This window comes from Streptomyces caatingaensis, from assembly GCF_001187435.1.
In the GTDB taxonomy this organism is placed as follows: Bacteria; Actinomycetota; Actinomycetes; order Streptomycetales; family Streptomycetaceae; genus Streptomyces; species Streptomyces caatingaensis.
The window spans coordinates 5001-22194 of record NZ_LFXA01000004.1 but is presented as its reverse complement, the minus strand read 5'-3'; the positions used below and the strand labels follow the sequence as shown (position 1 = coordinate 22194).

Genomic DNA, 17194 nt, shown 5'->3' with positions numbered 1-17194 from the left:
TACCGGCGGAGCGAGGTCCGGACACCCACTCACTCGTGGGTGTTCGCCGCCTCCACTTCCTCCCGCGTGACCCCCAGCAGATACAGCACCGTGTCCAGGAACGGCACGTTCACCGCCGTGTGCGCGGCCTCCCGCACGACCGGCTTCGCGTTGAACGCCACCCCCAGCCCCGCCGCGTTCAGCATGTCCAGGTCGTTCGCGCCGTCCCCGACCGCCACGGTCTGGGCCAGCGGCACCCCCGCCTCGGCGGCGAACCGCCGCAGCAGCCGCGCCTTTCCGGCCCGGTCCACGATCTCCCCCGTGACCCGGCCCGTCAGTCTGCCGTCCACGATCTCCAGCGTGTTGGCCGACGCGAAGTCCAGCCCGAGCCGCTCCCGCAGGTCGTCCGTGACCTGGGTGAACCCGCCGGAGACCACGCCGACCTGGAAGCCGAGCCGCTTCAGCGTACGGATCAGGGTCCGGGCGCCGGGCGTCAGCCGGACCTCGGAACGGACCTTGTCCACCACCGACTCGTCCAGCCCCGCCAGCAGCGCCACCCGGGCATGCAGCGACTCCTCGAAGTCGAGCTCGCCGCGCATGGCCCGCGCCGTCACCTCCGCGACCTCGGCCTCGCAGCCGGCGTGCGCCGCGAACAGCTCGATGACCTCGTCCTGGATCAGCGTCGAGTCGACGTCCATCACCACCAGACGCTGCGCCCGCCGCTGGAGGCCCGCGGCCACGACGGCCACGTCCACCCCGAGGCGGGCGGCCTCGACGGCCAGCGCCGTGCGCAGCTTCTCCGTCTCCGCGCCCGAGACCGCGAACTCCACCGCCGTGACGGGGTACTTGGCGAGCCGGAAGATACGGTCGATGTTGCCGCCCGTGCCGGTGATGCTGGCGGCGATGGCCGCCGTGGACTCCGCGGTGAGCGGGTGGCCCAGCACGGTCACGTGCGAACGGCCCACGCCGCGCGGCCTGTTGTCGCCCCGGCCCGAGATGATCTCGGTCTGGAGGTGCATCGACTCGGCCCAGCTGTGCACGGTGGCCCGCAGGTCGCCCTCGGAACGGCCCGCCCCGGCGGGGGCGGTGACGAGGGCGCAGAGGGTGATCCGGCCCCGGGTGACGACCTGCTCGATGTCTATGACGTCGACCGCGTAGGCGGCGAGGGTGTCGAAGAGCCCGGCGGTGATGCCCGGCCGGTCCTTCCCGAAGATCTTGACGAGGAGGGTGGGGGCGTCGTCACCGGCGGGCGGTGCGACAGCGGTGGCAGGCGGGATCTGCGGTGCGCTCATGGTCCCTCTACCGTAGCCGGTGCCCCGCCGGCCGCCGTACGGGAGCCGGGCCCGGGAACCACCGCTGACCGCACTGTTCACCGCCGGGTCACCGGGGCGGCGGCCGCCGTCCGGACCGCGGCCACCCGCGTGGGGGCGGCGGCGGACCGGGCGGCGGCGGGGGCGCACTCCCGTACCGCCGTCCGCCGCCCTCCTCCCCGGACCCCCGCCCCGCCCCGCCCGGCGGCCCCTCCGACGGCCTCTCCTCGGAGGCCCCCCGCCGATACGGATCACCCCCGTCCTCCGCCCGTCCGCCACCGTCCGCCACCGCCCCGGAGGACACCGTGCGCCCGTACGGATCACCGGCCGTCCCCGGCGGGTACCCGCCGCCTTCCGCCGGCCCGGCGGCCGGGGGGCGGCGGTACGGGCCGTCGCCGGCCCGCCGCGGGTGCCCGCCCGCCGGTGGCCCGGGACAGGGGTGGGCAGCGCCGGAAGCCGGGCCCCGTCCGGGGTGTCCGGGACAGGGCGCCGGCCCGCCGCCGGGCGGGCCCGCGGGCGGCACCCCGTACCCGGCCGCCGCGCCCCCCGCCGCCCGGTCCGGGGACGTCCCGTCCGCCGGGTGCGGATACTGCGGCGGGCGCAGATACGGGTTGGTGTCCGGGGAGGCGGGGCGGTGGGGGACGAAGGGGGCGGGGGGCGGGGGAGGGGCCGTGGCGTGGGCGTAGGGCGTGGAGCGGCGGCCCGCCGCTCCCGCGGCCCGGGCGAGGAGGGCGCCCGCCGCGCCGGCGGCCAGGCCCCACGCCGCGCCGAGGGCCGCCGCGAGCGGGACGCTGCCGCGCAGGTCGAGACCGGCCCCGGCGGCGTCGAAGCCGAGGACGGACAGGCTCGCGTCAGCCCTGACGCGGGTGGCCAGGACGAGCAGCGGCAGGGCCAGAGCCGTGACCGCGCCGAGGGCGAGGGCGCACCGGCCCGCGTAGGCCGCCGTACCGCCCGTGCCCCGCGGCGTCCGCACGGCCGTGAGCACCCCGGCGAGCAGCAGGGCCAGGGCGCAGGCGGCCGGGAGGAGGGCCACGCGGTGGTCGAGGGCGACGAGCCGGCCGAGGCCGATCGTCTGCTCGGCGCCGCCGTTCAGCAGCCGGCCGAGCGGATCGGGCAGGACGCCCAGCAGGCTGCCGGCCGCGCGGCCGTGCCAGGGGACGAGGAGCCCGAGCGGCAGCCCGAGCCACACCCCGTTCGGCGCCCCGAGGAGCGCGGCGCCGGCGATCCGCCCCGGGCGGTCGTCGCCGGTGGCCGCGCCCACGGCCGCGGCCCAGCCGGCGGCCACGGCCAGCACCAGCACCGCGCAGAGCGCGGAGGCGGCCGGCCGGACGGAGCGGTGGAGCGCCCGCGCGCCGCGCGGCAGCGGCGCGGCGCGGGAGGCGAGGAGGGCGACCAGCAGGACGGCGGTCACCCAGAGGGCGCCGCCGAGCAGCGACGGCCCGGTCCGCACCGAGAAGCCGACGGCGGCCCTGGCGCGGGCGAGCCCGGCCAGCCGGTCGGGGAGGCCGCCGAGGTCACCGAGGTCGCCGACGCCGGGAAGCTCCGGCGCCGGCCCGCCGGGGACGAGGTCGGTGCCGTCGATGGTGACCGCGCCGGCGCCGGCCCAGGCCAGCCCGCCGAGCAGGCCCAGGAAGACGACGGCCACCAGCCCGGCCCGCAGCGCCAGTTGCCGCCCGGCGAGGACGGGCCCGTACGGCCGCAGGGAGCGGGTGAAGACCAGGCCGAGCACCAGCGCCCCGACGAGCGTCACGCCCAGCGGCATCACCTCGATGGAGGACCGGGCGTCCGCGCCCGTGAGCCCGAACGCCTCGACGGCGCCCGAGGGCGCCACCGAGCCGCCGGTGGCGAGCACGACGACCGCGGCGGTCATCGGCCCGAGCGACCCGGCCCGGTCGGCGCCCAGCAGATGCAGCCCGAGCGCGGCCACCGCCGCCATGGCGAGGAAGGCCCAGCCCGCTGCGGCCACCGCGGTCAGGACCGCCCGTACCGTGCCCCTGCCCTGGGTGATGGTCATCACGGCCCCCCGGTCCGTACCCCGCGCCCGCCGGGTGCGTGTGATTTCCGCGCGGCCGTGGGCGATTACCACTCTCCGGTGGTGTTTCCGCGCCCGTCAACGGCGCACGGGAAGCGCGGCGGAAGCGGGTGCGGAACGCGTGGGAAGGCCGTGGGAAGGCCGTGGGAAGGCAGCGCCGTCAATGCCCGACTTTCGATCGGGGGACTGTGCCTGAAATAGTTCCTCCCGATGTTCGCCATCCCTAGACTCCCTGTACAGACTCCCTGTGCGGGGAGGTACATCGGGGGACAAGTAGTGGGGCATGGAGTGCCTGAACTCGTACTGGAATTGAATGGACAGACCTGGACGCTGGACGCGTCCAGGTCGTACACCCTCGGACGCGATCCGCAGGGCGACATGGTGCTGGAGGACGCCCGCGTCTCGTGGCGGCACGCCATCGTCCGCTGGAACGGCCGCAGTTGGGTCCTCGAGGACCAGGGAAGCACCAACGGCACCTATGCACAGGGGCAGCGGATCCACCAGCTGGAGATCGGCCCCGGCTCCGTCGTGCACCTGGGCAACGCGACGGACGGCCCACGGCTGACCGCCGGTGCCGCGGCCGCCGCCGCACCCGCGGCGGACCTGTTCAGCGCGCAGACCGCGCTGGCCGCGTCACAGGGACACGCGCAGCAGGGGCACCTGCAGCAGCCCCACGCCCAGCCGGGGTACCAGCAGCCGCCCGCCGACTGGGGCCACCAGCCCCCGCAGGCCCACCCGCAGCAGCAGTACCAGCAGCCGCAGGCCCAGCCGTACCAGCAGCAACAGCCCCACGGTTCCTGGCAGCAGCCCCAGCCGCACATCCCGCACCAGGCGTCCTCGCCGGAGCAGGGCCACCGCTCCCCGGGCGACGAGGGGGCCCCGCCCGCCCACGGCGACCGCAGCCCGACCACGTTCCACCAGCTCGCCGCGGGCCGCGTGATGCGCATCGGCCGTGCCCTGGAGAACGACCTGGTCGTCGCCGACCTCCAGGTCTCCCGCTACCACGCGGAGTTCCGCGCCGGCCAGGACGGCCGCTTCGAGATCGTCGACCTCGGCAGCCACAACGGCACCTACGTCAACGGTCAGCCGGTCCGCCGGCAGGCCATCGGCCCCCAGGACATCGTCGGCGTCGGCCACTCCACGTTCCGGCTCGTCGGCGACCGCCTGGAGGAGTTCGTCGACACCGGCGACGTCTCCTTCTCGGCCCGCCACCTGACCGTCACGGTGGACGGCGGCAAGCAGATCCTCAAGGACGTCTCCTTCGGCGTCCCGGAGAAGTCGCTGATCGCCGTCATCGGCCCGTCCGGCTCCGGCAAGTCCACCCTGCTCAAGGCGCTCACCGGCTACCGGCCCGCCAACCAGGGCGACGTCCTCTACGACAACCGCAACCTCTACAAGCAGTTCGCCGAACTGCGCCAGCGCATCGGCCTGGTGCCGCAGGACGACATCCTCCACAAGGAGCTCACCGTCCGGAAGGCGCTGCGCTACGCGGCCAAGCTGCGCTTCCCCGGCGACACCGCGCCCGCCGAGCGCGAGGCCCGCATCGACGAGGTGCTGCGCGAGCTCAAGCTCGACGTCCACAAGGACAAGAAGGTCACCTCGCTCTCCGGCGGTCAGCGCAAGCGCGTCTCCGTCGCCCTGGAGCTGCTGACCAAGCCCTCGCTGATCTTCCTGGACGAGCCCACCTCGGGCCTCGACCCGGGCATGGACCGCGACGTGATGCAGCTGCTGCGCGGCCTCGCCGACGACGGCCGCACCGTCCTGGTGGTCACGCACTCCGTCGCCGAACTGGCGCTCTGCGACAAGCTGCTGGTCATGGCGCCCGGCGGCTCGGTCGCCTACTTCGGCCCGCCCGAGGAGGCGCTCAACTTCTTCGGCTACGAGACCTGGGCGGACGTCTTCTCCGCCTTCGAGAACTACCGCGACTACGACTGGGCCGGACGTTGGAAGGGCTCGCAGCACTACCAGATGTACGCCGCGGACATCGACGCGGTGGCGCCCCAGTCCGTCCACGTCCAGCCGCAGGTGGTCAAGCCGCCGGTGCCGCAGAGCTGGGGCTCCCAGCTGTGGACGCTGATGCGCCGCTACCTGTCGGTGATCGCCTCCGACCGGGGCTTCATGGGGCTGATGCTGATCCTGCCCGCCGTGCTCGGCGGCGTGAGCTGCGTGATCCCCGCCGAGCACGGGCTCGCCGCGCCCCCCAAGGGCCACAACCAGGACGCGGGCACGATCATGCTGATCCTCGCGGTGGGCATGTGCTTCTCCGGTGCGGCCAACTCCGTCCGTGAGCTCATCAAGGAACGGGTGATCTACGAACGGGAGCGGGCCGTGGGCCTGTCCCGGTCGGCGTACCTGATGTCCAAGGTCGTCGTCCTGGGCGTGATCACCGCCGTCCAGGGCGTGATCATCTCCGCCATCGGCTTCTCGATCCGCGAGCTGCCCGCGGAGGGCCTGGTCCTCAAGGCGCTGCCGGCCGTCGAGCTCTGTCTGGTGATCATCGCGCTGGGCTTCACGTCCATGATGATCGGCCTGGTGATCTCCTCCCTGGTGAAGACCGCGGAGAAGACCATGCCGCTGCTGGTGATGTTCGCGATCGTCCAGGTCGTCTTCACCGGCATCATGTTCAAGGTCTACGACGCGCCCGGCGTCGAGCAGGTCGCCTGGCTGATGCCCTCCCGCTGGGCCATCGCCGCCGCCGGCGCCACGCTGGACCTCTCCCACGTCATGGCCCCGATGGACAAGGACGACCTGACCAACCTCGACCCGCTGTGGGCCCACACCGTCGGCCAGTGGGGCATCGACATGGCCGTCCTCGTCACCCTCGGCGTCATCTGCGGATTCGCCGTCGCGCGGCTGCTGCGCCGGCACGAGCCGGAGGTCATGCGGAAGTAGTCCGCATTGCCACTGCGAAAAGGGCGGGCACCCGGGAAACCGGATGCCCGCCCTTTTCGCTCTGCCGCCCGGCTCAGTAGGCCGAGTTGACGTTGTCCATCGAGCCGTAGGTCTTCCACGCGTAGTTGCACGCGGCGGTGATGTTGGCGACCGGGTCGTAGATGTTCCAGGAGGTGCCCTCGACGTGGTACGCCTGGAAGGTCGGGTCGATCACCTGGAGCAGGCCCTTGGAGGGGATGCCGGCGGCGGCGTTCGAGTCCCAGTTGTTGATGGCGTTCGGGTTGCCCGTCGACTCCCGCATGACGTTGCGGTAGATGCCGTCGTAGGTGCCCGGGATGCCCTTGGCGGCCATGATGTCCAGGGCCTCGCGGATCCAGCCGTCCAGGTTGTTCGCGTACACCTTGGGGGCCGGGGCCGCCGGGGCGGCGGACGCCTTCGGGGCGGCGGGCGCGGCCTCGACCGGCTTGCGCTCGGCGGAACGGCTTGCGGCCTCCTTCGCGGCGCGCTCCTTGTCCGCCTTGGCCTTCGCCTCGGCCGCGGCCTTCTTCTTGGCCTCGGCCTCGTGACGGGCCTGCCGGGCCGCGTCGTCCGACTGCCGCGACAGCTCCGCGCCCAGGTCGTCGGTGCCGAAGGTCTTGGCGTTCCAGGCCACCGGCTTCACGGCGATCGCCTGCTCGCCGTCCTCGGCGGAGGCGGGGACGACCGCGAGGGCCAGAGCGGCGACACCGGCCGCGGCGATGCCCGCCGCGGAGAACTTGTGGACCTTGGTGAGACGGCTATAGCCGGAGATGGAGCGCATGACTGAGCTGAACCTCTTCCAATCGCGTGGGGTCGCGGGCCCGGATCGGCGCGAAAAGAAGCGCCGTATCGATCTACGGCGCCCTGCGACGGGGCAATTGTTAGCGGCTGCAAAAAGCCCTGGCAAAGGTGTGACGTACTATCCGGCTTCGTTGTGGAACCCCCGGCGAGGCCGCCCCGAAAACCGGGGGACTCCCGCTCACACCCCTCTTTACGGGCGGTTTATCCGTCCACTATGCACCGTCGTAGGTGATGTGCGTCCTATGCGCGGGGTCACACCGAGCAGCGCTCGCTCACACTCGGTGTGACCGCGTCCGCACCTTCCGTACGGCCCGCTCCCCGGCCCGCCGGGCAGGCGGGCGGGGCAGCGGCTCAGACCTCGACCAGCACCTGGTCCAGGCTCTTGCGCACCAGGTCCGGCACCCGGCAGTCCGCCGCCGGATACCCGACCGGCACCACGGCGAACGCCTTCTCGTTCACCGGCCGCCCCAGCACCTCGGACAGGAACCGCATCGGACTCGGCGTGTGCACCAGGGCCGCCAGCCCCGACAGGTGCAGCGCCGAGAGCAGCATCCCGACCGCGATGCCCACCGACTCGTCCACGTAGTAGTGCTTGCGCCGCGCCCCGTCCGGCCCCAGCCAGTACCGCTGCTGGAAGACCACGATCAGCGCCGGCGCCTCCGTCAGGTGCGGCTTCACCTCGTCCGTGCCCAGCGGCCGCAGCGCCGCCAGCCACTCCTCGCCGAGCCGCCCGGCGTACGAGACGCGCTCCTCCTCTTCCGCCGCCGCCCGGATCCGCGCCCGCACCTCCGCGTCCTTGACCAGGACGAACGTCCACGGCTGCTGGTGCGCCCCGGACGGCGCCGTGGCCGCGCAGGCGATCGCGTCCCGCACCACCTGCTCCGGCACCGGGTCGGGTGCGAACTGCCGCACCGTCCGCCGCTCCGCCATCCGCGCGCGCAGCTCCGCGGCCCGGGCCAGCGACTCGGCCACGGGCATCCGGTCCGGCCGGTAGGGGACCGGACGGTAGGGATCGCCATGGGTGGGTGTCCACTGCGTTGGTATAGACATGACACGAGTCTGGCGCCCCAGGGCCCTTCGGCCTAGGGCGCGCGGTGTAAGCGCCCGCCCGCCACCGGTCCGATCCCCGGAGATCGCCCACCGCACTACGGTGAACCCATGACCCATGGCCCACGCTCCGGCCTCCCCGCCGTGAGCTCCGCGATCCTCGCCATGAGCAGACACCTGGAGGTGCGGGACGTCCTCAAGACGATCGTCGTCTCCGCCCGCGAACTGCTCGGCGCCCAGTACGCCGCCCTCGGCGTCCCCGACGACCACGGCGGCTTCTCCCAGTTCGTCGTCGACGGCGTCAGCGACGAGACGTGGAAGGCCATCGGACCCCTGCCCCGCCAGCACGGCATCCTCGCCGCCATGCTGGAGGACAAGAACCCCCAGCGGCTCGCCGACGTCCGCGAGGACCCCCGCTTCGGCGGCTGGCCCGACGCCCACCCCGAGATGGCCGACTTCCTCGGCATGCCCGTCGCCGACGGCGACGAGAACCTCGCCGTCCTCTTCCTCGCCAACAAGGCGTACCAGCGCGGCGGCACCGGCTGCGGCTTCACCGACGAGGACGAGGAAGTGCTCGCCGTCCTCGCCCAGCACGCCGCCATCGCGCTGACCAACGCCCGCCTCTACGAGCGCAGCCGCGAGCTGACCATCGCCGACGAGCGCGCCCGCCTCGCCCACGAGCTGCACGACGCCGTCGCGCAGAAGCTCTTCTCCCTGCGCCTGACGGCCCAGGCCGCCACCGCCCTGGTGGACCGCGACCCGGCCCGCGCCAAGGAGCAGCTCCACCAGGTCGCCCACCTGGCCGCCGAGGCCACCGACGAACTGCGCGCCGCGGTCGTCGAACTGCGCCCGGCCGGCCTCGACGAGGACGGCCTGGTCGCCACCCTGCGCACCCAGGTCAAGGTGCTCGACCGGGCCCACGCCGCCCGCGTCACCTTCGCGGCCCACGGCATGCGCGCCCTGCCGGCCTCCCAGGAGGAGGCGCTGCTGCGCGTCGCCCAGGAGGCCCTGCACAACGCCCTGCGCCACTCCGGCGCGGAGCACGTCGAGGTCACCCTCGCCCGGCGGGGCCAGGGCGCCGCCCTGCGGGTGGCCGACGACGGCATCGGATTCGACCCGTCCGCCGTCCGGCAGGCGGGCCGCCACCTGGGCCTGGTCTCCATGCGGGACCGGGCCAACGGGGTCGGCGGCAGGCTGAAGGTTGTCTCGGAGCCCGGGAAGGGCACCGCGATCGAGATGGAGGTGCCCGGTGGCTGAGGACCACACGATCAAGGTTCTGCTGGTGGACGATCACCAGGTGGTCCGCAAGGGCCTGCGCACCTTTCTGGAGATCCAGGACGACATCGAGGTGGTGGGCGAGGCGGCCGACGGCGCCGAGGGCGTCGCCCGCGCCGAGGAGCTGCGGCCCGACGTGATCCTGCTGGACGTGAAGATGCCCGGCATGGACGGCATCGAGGCGCTGCGCCGGCTCCGCTCCCTGGACAGCCCGGCCCGGGTGCTGGTCGTCACCAGCTTCACCGAGCAGCGCACGGTGATCCCCGCGCTCAAGGCCGGGGCGGCGGGCTACGTCTACAAGGACGTGGACCCCGACGCGCTGGCCGGCGCCATCCGCTCGGTGCACGCGGGGCACGTCCTGCTCCAGCCCGAGGTGGCGGGCGCGCTGCTGACCCAGGACGACACGGGCGGCGGCCAGGGCCGGGGGAACGCCCTGACCGAGCGCGAGCGGGAGGTGCTCGCCCTGATCGCCGACGGCCGGTCCAACCGGGAGATCGCCCGCGCGCTGGTGCTGTCGGAGAAGACGGTCAAGACCCATGTCTCCAACATCCTGATGAAGCTCGACCTCGCCGACCGCACCCAGGCGGCCCTCTGGGCGGTCCGGCACGGGGTCGGCGACTGACGGCCTGGTCGGAGGGGTTCCCCGTCGCCTCGGAGCGTCTCATTCCGACGACCGGGTCATGCGGTCGTGTGATTGTCGGCCCGAGCCGATAACCCGGATGGCGGTGGCCCGTTCTCCATGACGTAACCGCGGCGGCTGGCCGTGGGACGTTCCAGGAAGGTCAGAGGAAGAGTGAAGAACATGAAGAAGGCCGCTGCCGTCACGCTCGCGGTCGGCGGTCTCGCCCTCGCCGGTGCGGGTGTCGCCTCCGCCACCACCTCGCACGGCGCGGACGGCATCGCGAAGAACTCGCCCGGCGTGGTCTCCGGCAACGTCATCCAGGCGCCCGTCGAGGTCGACGCCAACGTGTGCGGCAACACCGTCAGCATCGTGGGCCTGCTGAACCCGGCGCACGGCAACGTCTGCGTCAACGAGTAACAACCCCACCGGCGATCACTCGCCCGGCCGGTCGGCCCCGCAGCGGCGGGGCCGACGTCCGAGGGTGATAACTCGCCCGAACGAGGGCAAACGCCGCGGACGGCCGTGCCGTCGGTGGTGTGGTGGCGTTCATCAGGGCGCGACTCCGTCACCGGGGCCGCGAGGTCACCAGCAAAGGAAGACACCCATGAACCGAGCCAAAAAGGCCGCTCTCGTTCTGGCCGCCGCGGGCGTCGCCGTCGGCGCCTCCGTCGGCACCGCAGCCGCGCACGACGACGGCGCCGTCGCCCACGGAGTCGCGAAGGGCTCGCCCGGCGTCATCTCCGGCAACGTCATCCAGATCCCCCTGGACGTGCCGATCAACGCGTGCGGCAACACGATCGACATCCTGATCGGGCTCCTGAACCCGACGTTCGGAAACGTCTGCATCAACAAGTGACGCCCGAAGGCCCCGCGGACCCGTCGGTCCGCGGGGCCTCGCGCCGTCTCACGGCCTGCCGCGCTCCCGCTCCTCCAACGGCGCGTTGTACGCGGCCACCTGGGCCCGCCGGGCCGTGCGCTCCACCGGACGCAGCGCCGCCGCCCGCGCCGTGATCTCCGCCGCGCTCACCGCGGCCCCGTGCTCCCGCCCGCCGCCGTCCCCGGATCCGCTCGCGATGGCGACCAGCGCGCCCACCCGCTGCGCCAGCTCCAGCACGCGCGCCGCGCGCGGCGGATAACCCGGCGCGAGGATCTCCCGTCCGCCCGTCGCGCGCGCCCGGTACGCCTCCAGTGCCGCGTCCGCCGCCGGCCCCGAGCCCGCGACGTCGAGCCGGGTGAGCACCGCGGTCGCCTCCCGCAGCGCCTCCGCGAGCTCGCGCTCCGCCTCGCCCAGCGACGGCACGTCCGCCGGCGGCGCCTCGCGCACCGGCAGGCACTGCCACAGGACCTCCACGTGCTGGTCGCCCTCGGGCCCCGCCGCGTGCACCTCGGGCACCAGCCCCAGGGCCGCCCCCACGGCGACGACCGCCTCACCGGCCTCCAGGGCGAGGGCGTTGAACTCCGGCGGCCCGCTCAGCCCCAGCGGGTGTCCGGGCGCGGGCAGCGCCAGCCGCAGGCCCGTCGCACCGAGCGCGCGCAGCCGCCCGAGCGCCAGGGTCAGGCCCACGGGACCGGATTCACCCGGCAGGCCGACGACCCGGTGGACGGCGTCCTCGCCGGTGACGTGGAGCGCCACGTCATCCGGTGCGGCAAATCCGGCAAGAAGGGCATTTCCCCAGGCTGTCAGCCGCCCTGAGCGATGTTCATCGAGCATGTGCCCCAGCCTAGGGACTGGCGACCACGGCCGGTGGCGTAGGTTTTCCCTGGGGGCTGCGCCGACAGGCGCCAGCGACGACGAACTGCAATGGGAGACAACGCGCTCATGAGCGATGTGCTGGAACTGGTGGACGTATCCGTGGTCCGCGAGGGCCGGGCTCTGCTGGATCAGGTCTCCTGGTCGGTCAAGGAGGGCGAGCGCTGGGTGATCCTCGGCCCCAACGGCGCCGGCAAGACCACGCTCCTCAATGTCGCCTCCAGCTACCTCTTCCCGACCAAGGGCACCGCCCGCATCCTCGGCGAGACGCTCGGCCGCGTCGACGTCTTCGAACTCCGGCCGCGCATCGGCATGGCGGGCATCGCCCTCGCCGACAAGCTGCCGCGCAGTCAGACCGTCCTCCAGACGGTGCTCACCGCCGCCTACGGCATGACCGCCACCTGGCGCGAGGACTACGAGACCGTCGACGAGCAGCGCGCCCGCGCCTTCCTCGACGTCCTCGGCATGACCGAGCACCTGGACCGCAAGTTCGGCACCCTCTCCGAGGGCGAGCGCAAGCGCACCCTCATCGCCCGCGCGATGATGATCGACCCCGAGCTGCTGATGCTGGACGAGCCCGCCGCCGGCCTCGACCTCGGCGGCCGCGAGGACCTGGTGCGCCGCCTCGGCCGGCTCGCCCGGGACCCGCTCGCCCCCTCGATGGTGATGGTCACCCACCACGTCGAGGAGATCGCCCCCGGCTTCACCCACGTCCTGATGATCCGTCAGGGCCAGGTGCTCGCCGCCGGCCCCATCGAGCTCGAACTCACCTCGCGCAACCTGTCCAAGTGCTTCGGGCTCCCCCTGGTCGTCGAGAGCCGCGGCGACCGCTGGACCGCCCACGGCCTGCCGCTCTCGTAACCGGCCGGACGCCCCCGGCGGGCCGAGGAGCCCTGTCGGCGACCCCGCCCACGCGCCTACCATGACCATGTGAACACATGGGCGTGGTGGCTCGTGGCCGCCGTCGGGCTCGGCATCCCCCTGGTCGTGACCGCGATGCCGGAGTTCGGCATGCTCGCGGTCGGCGCCGTCGCGGCGGCCGTCACGGACGCGCTGGGCGGAGGCACGGTGGCCCAGTTCGTCGTCTTCGCCGTCGTCTCCGTGGCCCTGATCGCCGTCGTCCGGCCGATCGCCAACCGGCAGCGCCGCGGCCGGCCCGCGCTGCAGTCCGGGATCGAGGCGCTCAAGGGCCGGCAGGCCGTCGTCCTGGAGCGGGTCGACGGCCACGGCGGGCGCATCAAGCTCGCCGGCGAGATCTGGTCCGCCCGCTCCCTCGACGGCGACCGGGCCTTCGAAGTGGGGCAGCAGGTCGACGTCGTCGACATCGACGGCGCCACGGCGGTGGTGATGTGAGACGGCCGTTACGGACCGGCCCGGCCTGCGCACTCCCGCCGGTTCTGGAAGACTCGCCCATCACCGACGACCGCACGACCGACCCCACGGTCGACCCGAGACAAAGGCACGAGGAGCCACGATGGCGATCATCATCGTCCTGATCATCCTGGTGGTGCTCGTCTTCATCGCCCTCATGAAGACGGTGCAGGTCATCCCGCAGGCCAGCGCCGCCATCGTCGAGCGCTTCGGCCGCTACACCCGGACGCTCAACGCCGGCCTCAACATCGTCGTCCCGTTCATCGACTCCATCCGCAACCGCATCGACCTCCGCGAGCAGGTCGTGCCGTTCCCCCCGCAGCCCGTCATCACCCAGGACAACCTCGTCGTCAACATCGACACCGTCATCTACTACCAGGTGACCGACGCGCGTGCCGCGACCTACGAGGTGTCCAGCTTCATCCAGGCCATCGAGCAGCTCACCGTCACCACCCTGCGGAACATCATCGGCGGCATGGACCTCGAACGGACCCTCACCTCCCGCGAGGAGATCAACGCCGCCCTGCGCGGCGTCCTCGACGAGGCGACGGGCAAGTGGGGCATCCGCGTCAACCGCGTCGAGCTCAAGGCCATCGAACCGCCCACCTCCATCCAGGACTCGATGGAGAAGCAGATGCGCGCCGACCGGGACAAGCGCGCCGCGATCCTCACCGCCGAGGGCATCCGCCAGTCCCAGATCCTCACCGCCGAGGGCGAGAAGCAGTCCGCGATCCTGCGCGCCGAGGGCGAGGCCAGGGCCGCGGCCCTGCGCGCCGAGGGCGAGGCCCAGGCGATCCGCACCGTCTTCGAGTCCATCCACGCCGGCGACCCCGACGAGAAGCTGCTCTCCTACCAGTACCTCCAGATGCTCCCGAAGATCGCCGAGGGCGACGCCAACAAGCTCTGGATCGTGCCCAGCGAGATCGGCGACGCCCTCAAGGGCCTCAGCGGCGCCGTCGGCAACCTCGGACCCCGGACCGGCCCGCGGACGACGAAGGAGAGCCCGCGCCGCGAAGAGCCGCCGATCGACTAACAGCCGTATGCTTCCCGGCCGTTCTCATGCATGATCAGTGACGCCCCCCGACCTGCCATGGCGGGGAGGCGTCAACTGACCAGAAGGAGACGGCCTTGACCATCTGGGAAGCACTCGCGGTCTTCGCCGCCGGCGTCGGAGCCGGCACCCTCAACGTCGTCGTCGGCTCCGGTACGCTCTTCACCTTCCCGGTGCTGCTCGCCACCGGGCTGCCGCCCGTCACCGCCAACGTCTCCAACACCCTCGGGCTGATCACCGGCAACCTCAGCGGAGTCGTCGGCTACCGGCGCGAACTGCGCGGCCAGCGCGACCGGATCGTCCGCCTCGGCCTCGTCGCCCTGGCGGGCGGCCTTGCCGGGGCGGCCCTGCTGCTCGCCCTGCCCTCCCGGGCCTTCGACGCGATCGTCCCCGCGCTCATTGCCCTCGCGCTCGTCCTGGTCGTCCTCCAGCCCCGCCTCGCCCGGGCCCTCGCCCGCCGCCGCGAACGCAACGGCACCGCCCCGCACGCGCACGGCGGTGCCGCCCTGCTCCTCGGCCTCCTCGTGGCCAGCGCCTACGGCGGCTACTTCGGCGCCGCCCAGGGCGTGCTGTACCTCTCCCTGATGGGCCTGCTGCTCGCCGACGACCTCCAGCGCATCAACGCCCTCAAGAACGTCCTGGCCGTCGTCGTCAACGGCGTCGCCGCCCTCTTCTTCCTCTTCGCCGCCCCCATCGCCTGGCCGGCCGTCCTCCTCATAGCCACCGGCTCCACCCTGGGCGGCCAACTCGGCGCGAAACTGGCCCGCCGCCTGAAACCGGCTGTGCTGCGCGGGGTGATCGTCGCGGTGGGCGCCGTCGCCATCGCGCAACTGCTGCTGCGCTGAGGCGAGTTGAGAGCCCCGGACCCGCCCTTTCACCGTTTCTTCGGGGCGGCGCCCGCCCTGGGGTGGGACCACGCTGCGCGGGCCCTGGGGTGGGACCACGCTGCGCGCGGTGGGGCGGGGCTGTGCGCTGCCGCGCGGGTGGGTCGGGGCCGCGCCTTCGGCGCGGGTGGGGCGGGGCTTCGCCCCTGCGCCCCACCGGGGGCTGCGCCCCTGGGCCTCCTTCGGGCTGTGCCCCATCGGGCCTGCGCTGCTGCGCGGTGGGCGGGGCTTCGCCTCTGCGCCCCCTGGACCCCTTTTGCGTGCGCCCCGTCCGGGCTGCACTGCCGTGCGGGCGAGGCGGGGCCGCGCGCTCGGCGCGGGTGGGGCGGGGCTTCGCCCCTGCGCCCCACCGGGGGCTACACCCCTGGGCCCCCTTGCGGGGCTGCCCCCTGGGATTCGGCATCGCGTTGCGCGCGGGTAGGCGGTGCTGTGCCCCGGGGGCGGGTCCGCGCTCCGCGCGGTGGCGGGGGCTTCGCCGCCTGCACCCCCTGCACCCCCCGGGTCGCGGCTTCGCTGCTCGTCGTCGAGCTTCCGTGAAGGGGGTACGGGCGGGCTGAATCAGCCCGTCCGGCGCTTGAGGACGGGCGGCGAAGCCGCGATGAAGCCTGTCCGGCGCTTGAGGACACCGCGCGGAGCGCGGTTGCGGGGTCCGGGGCGGAGCCCCGAAGCGGGGGCCAGGGGGCGCAGCCCCCGGTGGGGTGCAGGGGCGAAGCCCCGCCCCACCCGCGCCGGCGGGGGGGCACAGGGGCGCAGCCCCTGTGGAAGAGGGTTGGGGTGGGACTGGGGCACCCTCCCCCGGGAAACGGAAACGCTCCGGGCCCTTCCCCCGTACAAAACGTGGGCCCGGAGCGCACTGCGACGGACGAGGCCACCCCGGGCCCACGCCCGGAGCTCCGGCAGACGGCCGGCGCACCAGAACGGCGCCAACCCGCCCCCGCCATCGCGGTATCCGCCGCCCGACGGCCGCATGCGAAACCGTCGGCAGAAACCACTGTGCAGGACACCAACCGCCCGCGCAACGGAATTTCCGGCCGCCGGCCCCGCGCCCGGACGCGCCGTCAGCCCCCGGCCGGCACCTCGTACTCACCGATCAATTGCGCCCGCGCCAACGCGTGGAAGCGCAGATGGAACCCCACGACCGCCGGCGACGCCTCCGCGTCCGGACCCAACTTCTCCCGGTCCACGGCGTACACGGTGAAGACGTACCGGTGCGGCCCGTCCCCGGCCGGCGGCGCCGCACCCCCGAAGTCCCGCGTCCCGTAGTCGTTGCGGACGTGCACCGCCCCCGCCGGCAGCCCCTTCATGTCCCCGCTCCCGGCCCCCGCAGGCAGCTCCGTCACCGTGACGGGGAGGTCGAAGAGGACCCAGTGCCAGAACCCGCTGCCCGTCGGCGCGTCAGGGTCGAAACACGTCACGGCGAAGCTCTTCGTCCCCTCCGGGAAGCCCTCCCAGCGCAGATGGGGAGAGGTGTTGCCCCCGTCGAGGACCTGGCCGTCACCGAGCCGGGCCCCGGGCTCGACATCCTCGCTCACCACCGTGAACGAGGGAACCGGCGGAAGGAAGTCGTGAGGGAGCGGCGGACGGCCCTGAGCAGCTGACACGGAGACACCTCCAGTACGCGATGGACACGTGAACGCTCAGCCTAGCGAGGCGCCGACGGCGCGGGCTGCGACCATATGGACGTGCTTCGACGTGTGTTCCGACGAGACGGACGACGGCCGGCCGGGCGCGCCCTGCGCTCCCTGACCGTGCTGCTCGCCGCCCTGCCCCTGTTCCTCCTCCCCGCCTGCTCCTCCGGTGGCCACGGCAAGACCGGGAAGACCTCCACCACGGCCCCGGCCCAGTCCGGCAGAACCTCCGGCTCCGGGCCCGCCGGATCCACCCCGTCCTGGGCCAAGGGCATGCGGACCGTCACCCCGGACCGCCTCCCGCCCGAGGCCCGCCGCACCCTGGAACTCATCGACAAGGGCGGCCCGTTCCCCTACCCGAAGGACGGCACCGTCTTCGGCAACTACGAGAACCGCCTGCCCAAGCAGCCCCGCGGCTACTACCACGAGTACACGGTCCCGACCCCGGAGGCCCGCAACCGCGGCGCCCGCCGCATCGTGACCGGCAGTCACTCCGAGCGCTACTACACCGGCGACCACTACAAGACCTTCGAA

General features: G+C 73.4%; 16 protein-coding genes (1 of these 16 running past the window's edge). 10 read left to right on the top strand and 6 right to left on the bottom strand.

Translation table 11 applies throughout. The features are described 5' to 3' along the window. Positions 1–29: 29 nt before the first annotated feature. Both serB and AC230_RS07470 read right to left on the bottom strand, forming a co-directional pair. Complete coding sequence (serB, locus tag AC230_RS07475) at positions 30–1271, bottom strand: phosphoserine phosphatase SerB (RefSeq protein WP_049715819.1); 1242 nt, start codon at positions 1269–1271, stop codon at positions 30–32. An 88-nt stretch (positions 1272–1359) separates the two neighbouring features. After that, on the bottom strand, positions 1360–3303 hold the full coding sequence (locus AC230_RS07470; protein WP_049715282.1) for a streptophobe family protein: 1944 nt from the start codon (positions 3301–3303) through the stop codon (positions 1360–1362). A 306-nt stretch (positions 3304–3609) separates the two neighbouring features. On the opposite strand from AC230_RS07470, the gene AC230_RS07465 reads away from it, so the two are divergent. Further along, positions 3610–6213, top strand: coding sequence for an ABC transporter ATP-binding protein/permease (locus AC230_RS07465; RefSeq protein WP_422125562.1), 2604 nt, complete (start codon positions 3610–3612; stop codon positions 6211–6213). Between the two features lie 73 nt (positions 6214–6286). Here the strand turns inward: AC230_RS07465 and AC230_RS07460 are convergent, their stop codons facing one another. Next, a complete protein-coding gene (locus AC230_RS07460; protein WP_049715280.1) occupies positions 6287–7012 on the bottom strand; it encodes a transglycosylase SLT domain-containing protein in 726 nt (241 codons plus the stop codon). A gap of 371 nt (positions 7013–7383) precedes the next feature. After that, positions 7384–8082, bottom strand: coding sequence for a nitroreductase family protein (locus AC230_RS07455; RefSeq protein WP_049715279.1), 699 nt, complete (start codon positions 8080–8082; stop codon positions 7384–7386). Positions 8083–8190: 108 nt separating this feature from the next. Here AC230_RS07455 and AC230_RS07450 point away from each other — a divergent pair, with 108 nt between their 5' ends. The 4 genes from AC230_RS07450 (at position 8191) to AC230_RS07435 (ending at position 10832) form a co-directional block, all read left to right on the top strand. Beyond that, the gene (locus AC230_RS07450; protein WP_049715278.1) at positions 8191–9336 is read left to right on the top strand and encodes a GAF domain-containing sensor histidine kinase; all 1146 of its coding nucleotides are present in this window, start codon (positions 8191–8193) and stop codon (positions 9334–9336) included. Continuing rightward, the gene (locus AC230_RS07445) at positions 9329–9976 is read left to right on the top strand and encodes a response regulator (protein ID WP_049715277.1); all 648 of its coding nucleotides are present in this window, start codon (positions 9329–9331) and stop codon (positions 9974–9976) included. Before AC230_RS07450 ends, AC230_RS07445 begins: the two co-directional genes overlap by 8 nt. A 171-nt stretch (positions 9977–10147) precedes the next feature. After that, positions 10148–10393, top strand: a complete 246-nt coding sequence (locus AC230_RS07440; protein WP_049715276.1) for a chaplin — start codon at positions 10148–10150, stop codon at positions 10391–10393. A gap of 187 nt (positions 10394–10580) precedes the next feature. Next, complete coding sequence (locus AC230_RS07435; RefSeq protein ID WP_049715275.1) at positions 10581–10832, top strand: chaplin; 252 nt, start codon at positions 10581–10583, stop codon at positions 10830–10832. 48 nt (positions 10833–10880) lie between these two features. Here AC230_RS07435 and AC230_RS07430 read toward each other — a convergent pair whose 3' ends face one another. Then, positions 10881–11687 carry a hypothetical protein gene (locus AC230_RS07430; protein WP_049715274.1) on the bottom strand — a complete coding sequence of 269 codons (807 nt, stop codon included), beginning with the start codon at positions 11685–11687 and terminating at the stop codon, positions 10881–10883. A gap of 90 nt (positions 11688–11777) precedes the next feature. Between AC230_RS07430 and AC230_RS07425 the strand changes: the two genes are divergently transcribed. From AC230_RS07425 to AC230_RS07410, 4 genes are all read left to right on the top strand, one after another. Further along, positions 11778–12587: an ABC transporter ATP-binding protein gene (locus tag AC230_RS07425; protein WP_049715273.1), complete on the top strand. Its 810-nt coding sequence runs from the start codon at positions 11778–11780 to the stop codon at positions 12585–12587. Between the two features lie 69 nt (positions 12588–12656). After that, on the top strand, positions 12657–13079 hold the full coding sequence (locus tag AC230_RS07420) for an NfeD family protein (protein ID WP_049715272.1): 423 nt from the start codon (positions 12657–12659) through the stop codon (positions 13077–13079). A 121-nt stretch (positions 13080–13200) separates the two neighbouring features. Further along, a complete protein-coding gene (locus tag AC230_RS07415) occupies positions 13201–14130 on the top strand; it encodes an SPFH domain-containing protein (RefSeq protein ID WP_049715271.1) in 930 nt (309 codons plus the stop codon). A gap of 95 nt (positions 14131–14225) precedes the next feature. Further along, positions 14226–14993, top strand: a complete 768-nt coding sequence (locus AC230_RS07410; RefSeq protein ID WP_049715270.1) for a sulfite exporter TauE/SafE family protein — start codon at positions 14226–14228, stop codon at positions 14991–14993. Positions 14994–16090: 1097 nt separating this feature from the next. Here AC230_RS07410 and AC230_RS07405 read toward each other — a convergent pair. Further along, the gene (locus tag AC230_RS07405; RefSeq protein WP_049715269.1) at positions 16091–16633 is read right to left on the bottom strand and encodes a YbhB/YbcL family Raf kinase inhibitor-like protein; all 543 of its coding nucleotides are present in this window, start codon (positions 16631–16633) and stop codon (positions 16091–16093) included. An 81-nt stretch (positions 16634–16714) separates the two neighbouring features. Here AC230_RS07405 and AC230_RS33510 point away from each other — a divergent pair, with 81 nt between their 5' ends. Further along, positions 16715–17194: the 5' portion of a guanyl-specific ribonuclease gene (locus AC230_RS33510; RefSeq protein ID WP_241833129.1), read on the top strand. Its footprint extends 18 nt past the window's final position; the window shows 480 of its 498 coding nt (coding positions 1–480); the start codon lies at positions 16715–16717; its stop codon lies off the right edge, out of view.

What these genes read in the sequence shown, in the direction of transcription:
- serB (WP_049715819.1), bottom strand. Translation starts at nt 1,271, where the DNA reads ATGAGCGCACCGCAGATCCCGCCTGCCACCGCTGTCGCACCGCCCGCC.
- AC230_RS07470 (WP_049715282.1), bottom strand. Translation starts at nt 3,303, where the DNA reads ATGACCATCACCCAGGGCAGGGGCACGGTACGGGCGGTCCTGACCGCG.
- AC230_RS07460 (WP_049715280.1), bottom strand. Translation starts at nt 7,012, where the DNA reads ATGCGCTCCATCTCCGGCTATAGCCGTCTCACCAAGGTCCACAAGTTC.
- AC230_RS07455 (WP_049715279.1), bottom strand. Translation starts at nt 8,082, where the DNA reads ATGTCTATACCAACGCAGTGGACACCCACCCATGGCGATCCCTACCGT.
- AC230_RS07450 (WP_049715278.1), top strand. Translation starts at nt 8,191, where the DNA reads ATGACCCATGGCCCACGCTCCGGCCTCCCCGCCGTGAGCTCCGCGATC.
- AC230_RS07435 (WP_049715275.1), top strand. Translation starts at nt 10,581, where the DNA reads ATGAACCGAGCCAAAAAGGCCGCTCTCGTTCTGGCCGCCGCGGGCGTC.
- AC230_RS07430 (WP_049715274.1), bottom strand. Translation starts at nt 11,687, where the DNA reads ATGCTCGATGAACATCGCTCAGGGCGGCTGACAGCCTGGGGAAATGCC.
- AC230_RS07425 (WP_049715273.1), top strand. Translation starts at nt 11,778, where the DNA reads ATGGGAGACAACGCGCTCATGAGCGATGTGCTGGAACTGGTGGACGTA.
- AC230_RS07415 (WP_049715271.1), top strand. Translation starts at nt 13,201, where the DNA reads ATGGCGATCATCATCGTCCTGATCATCCTGGTGGTGCTCGTCTTCATC.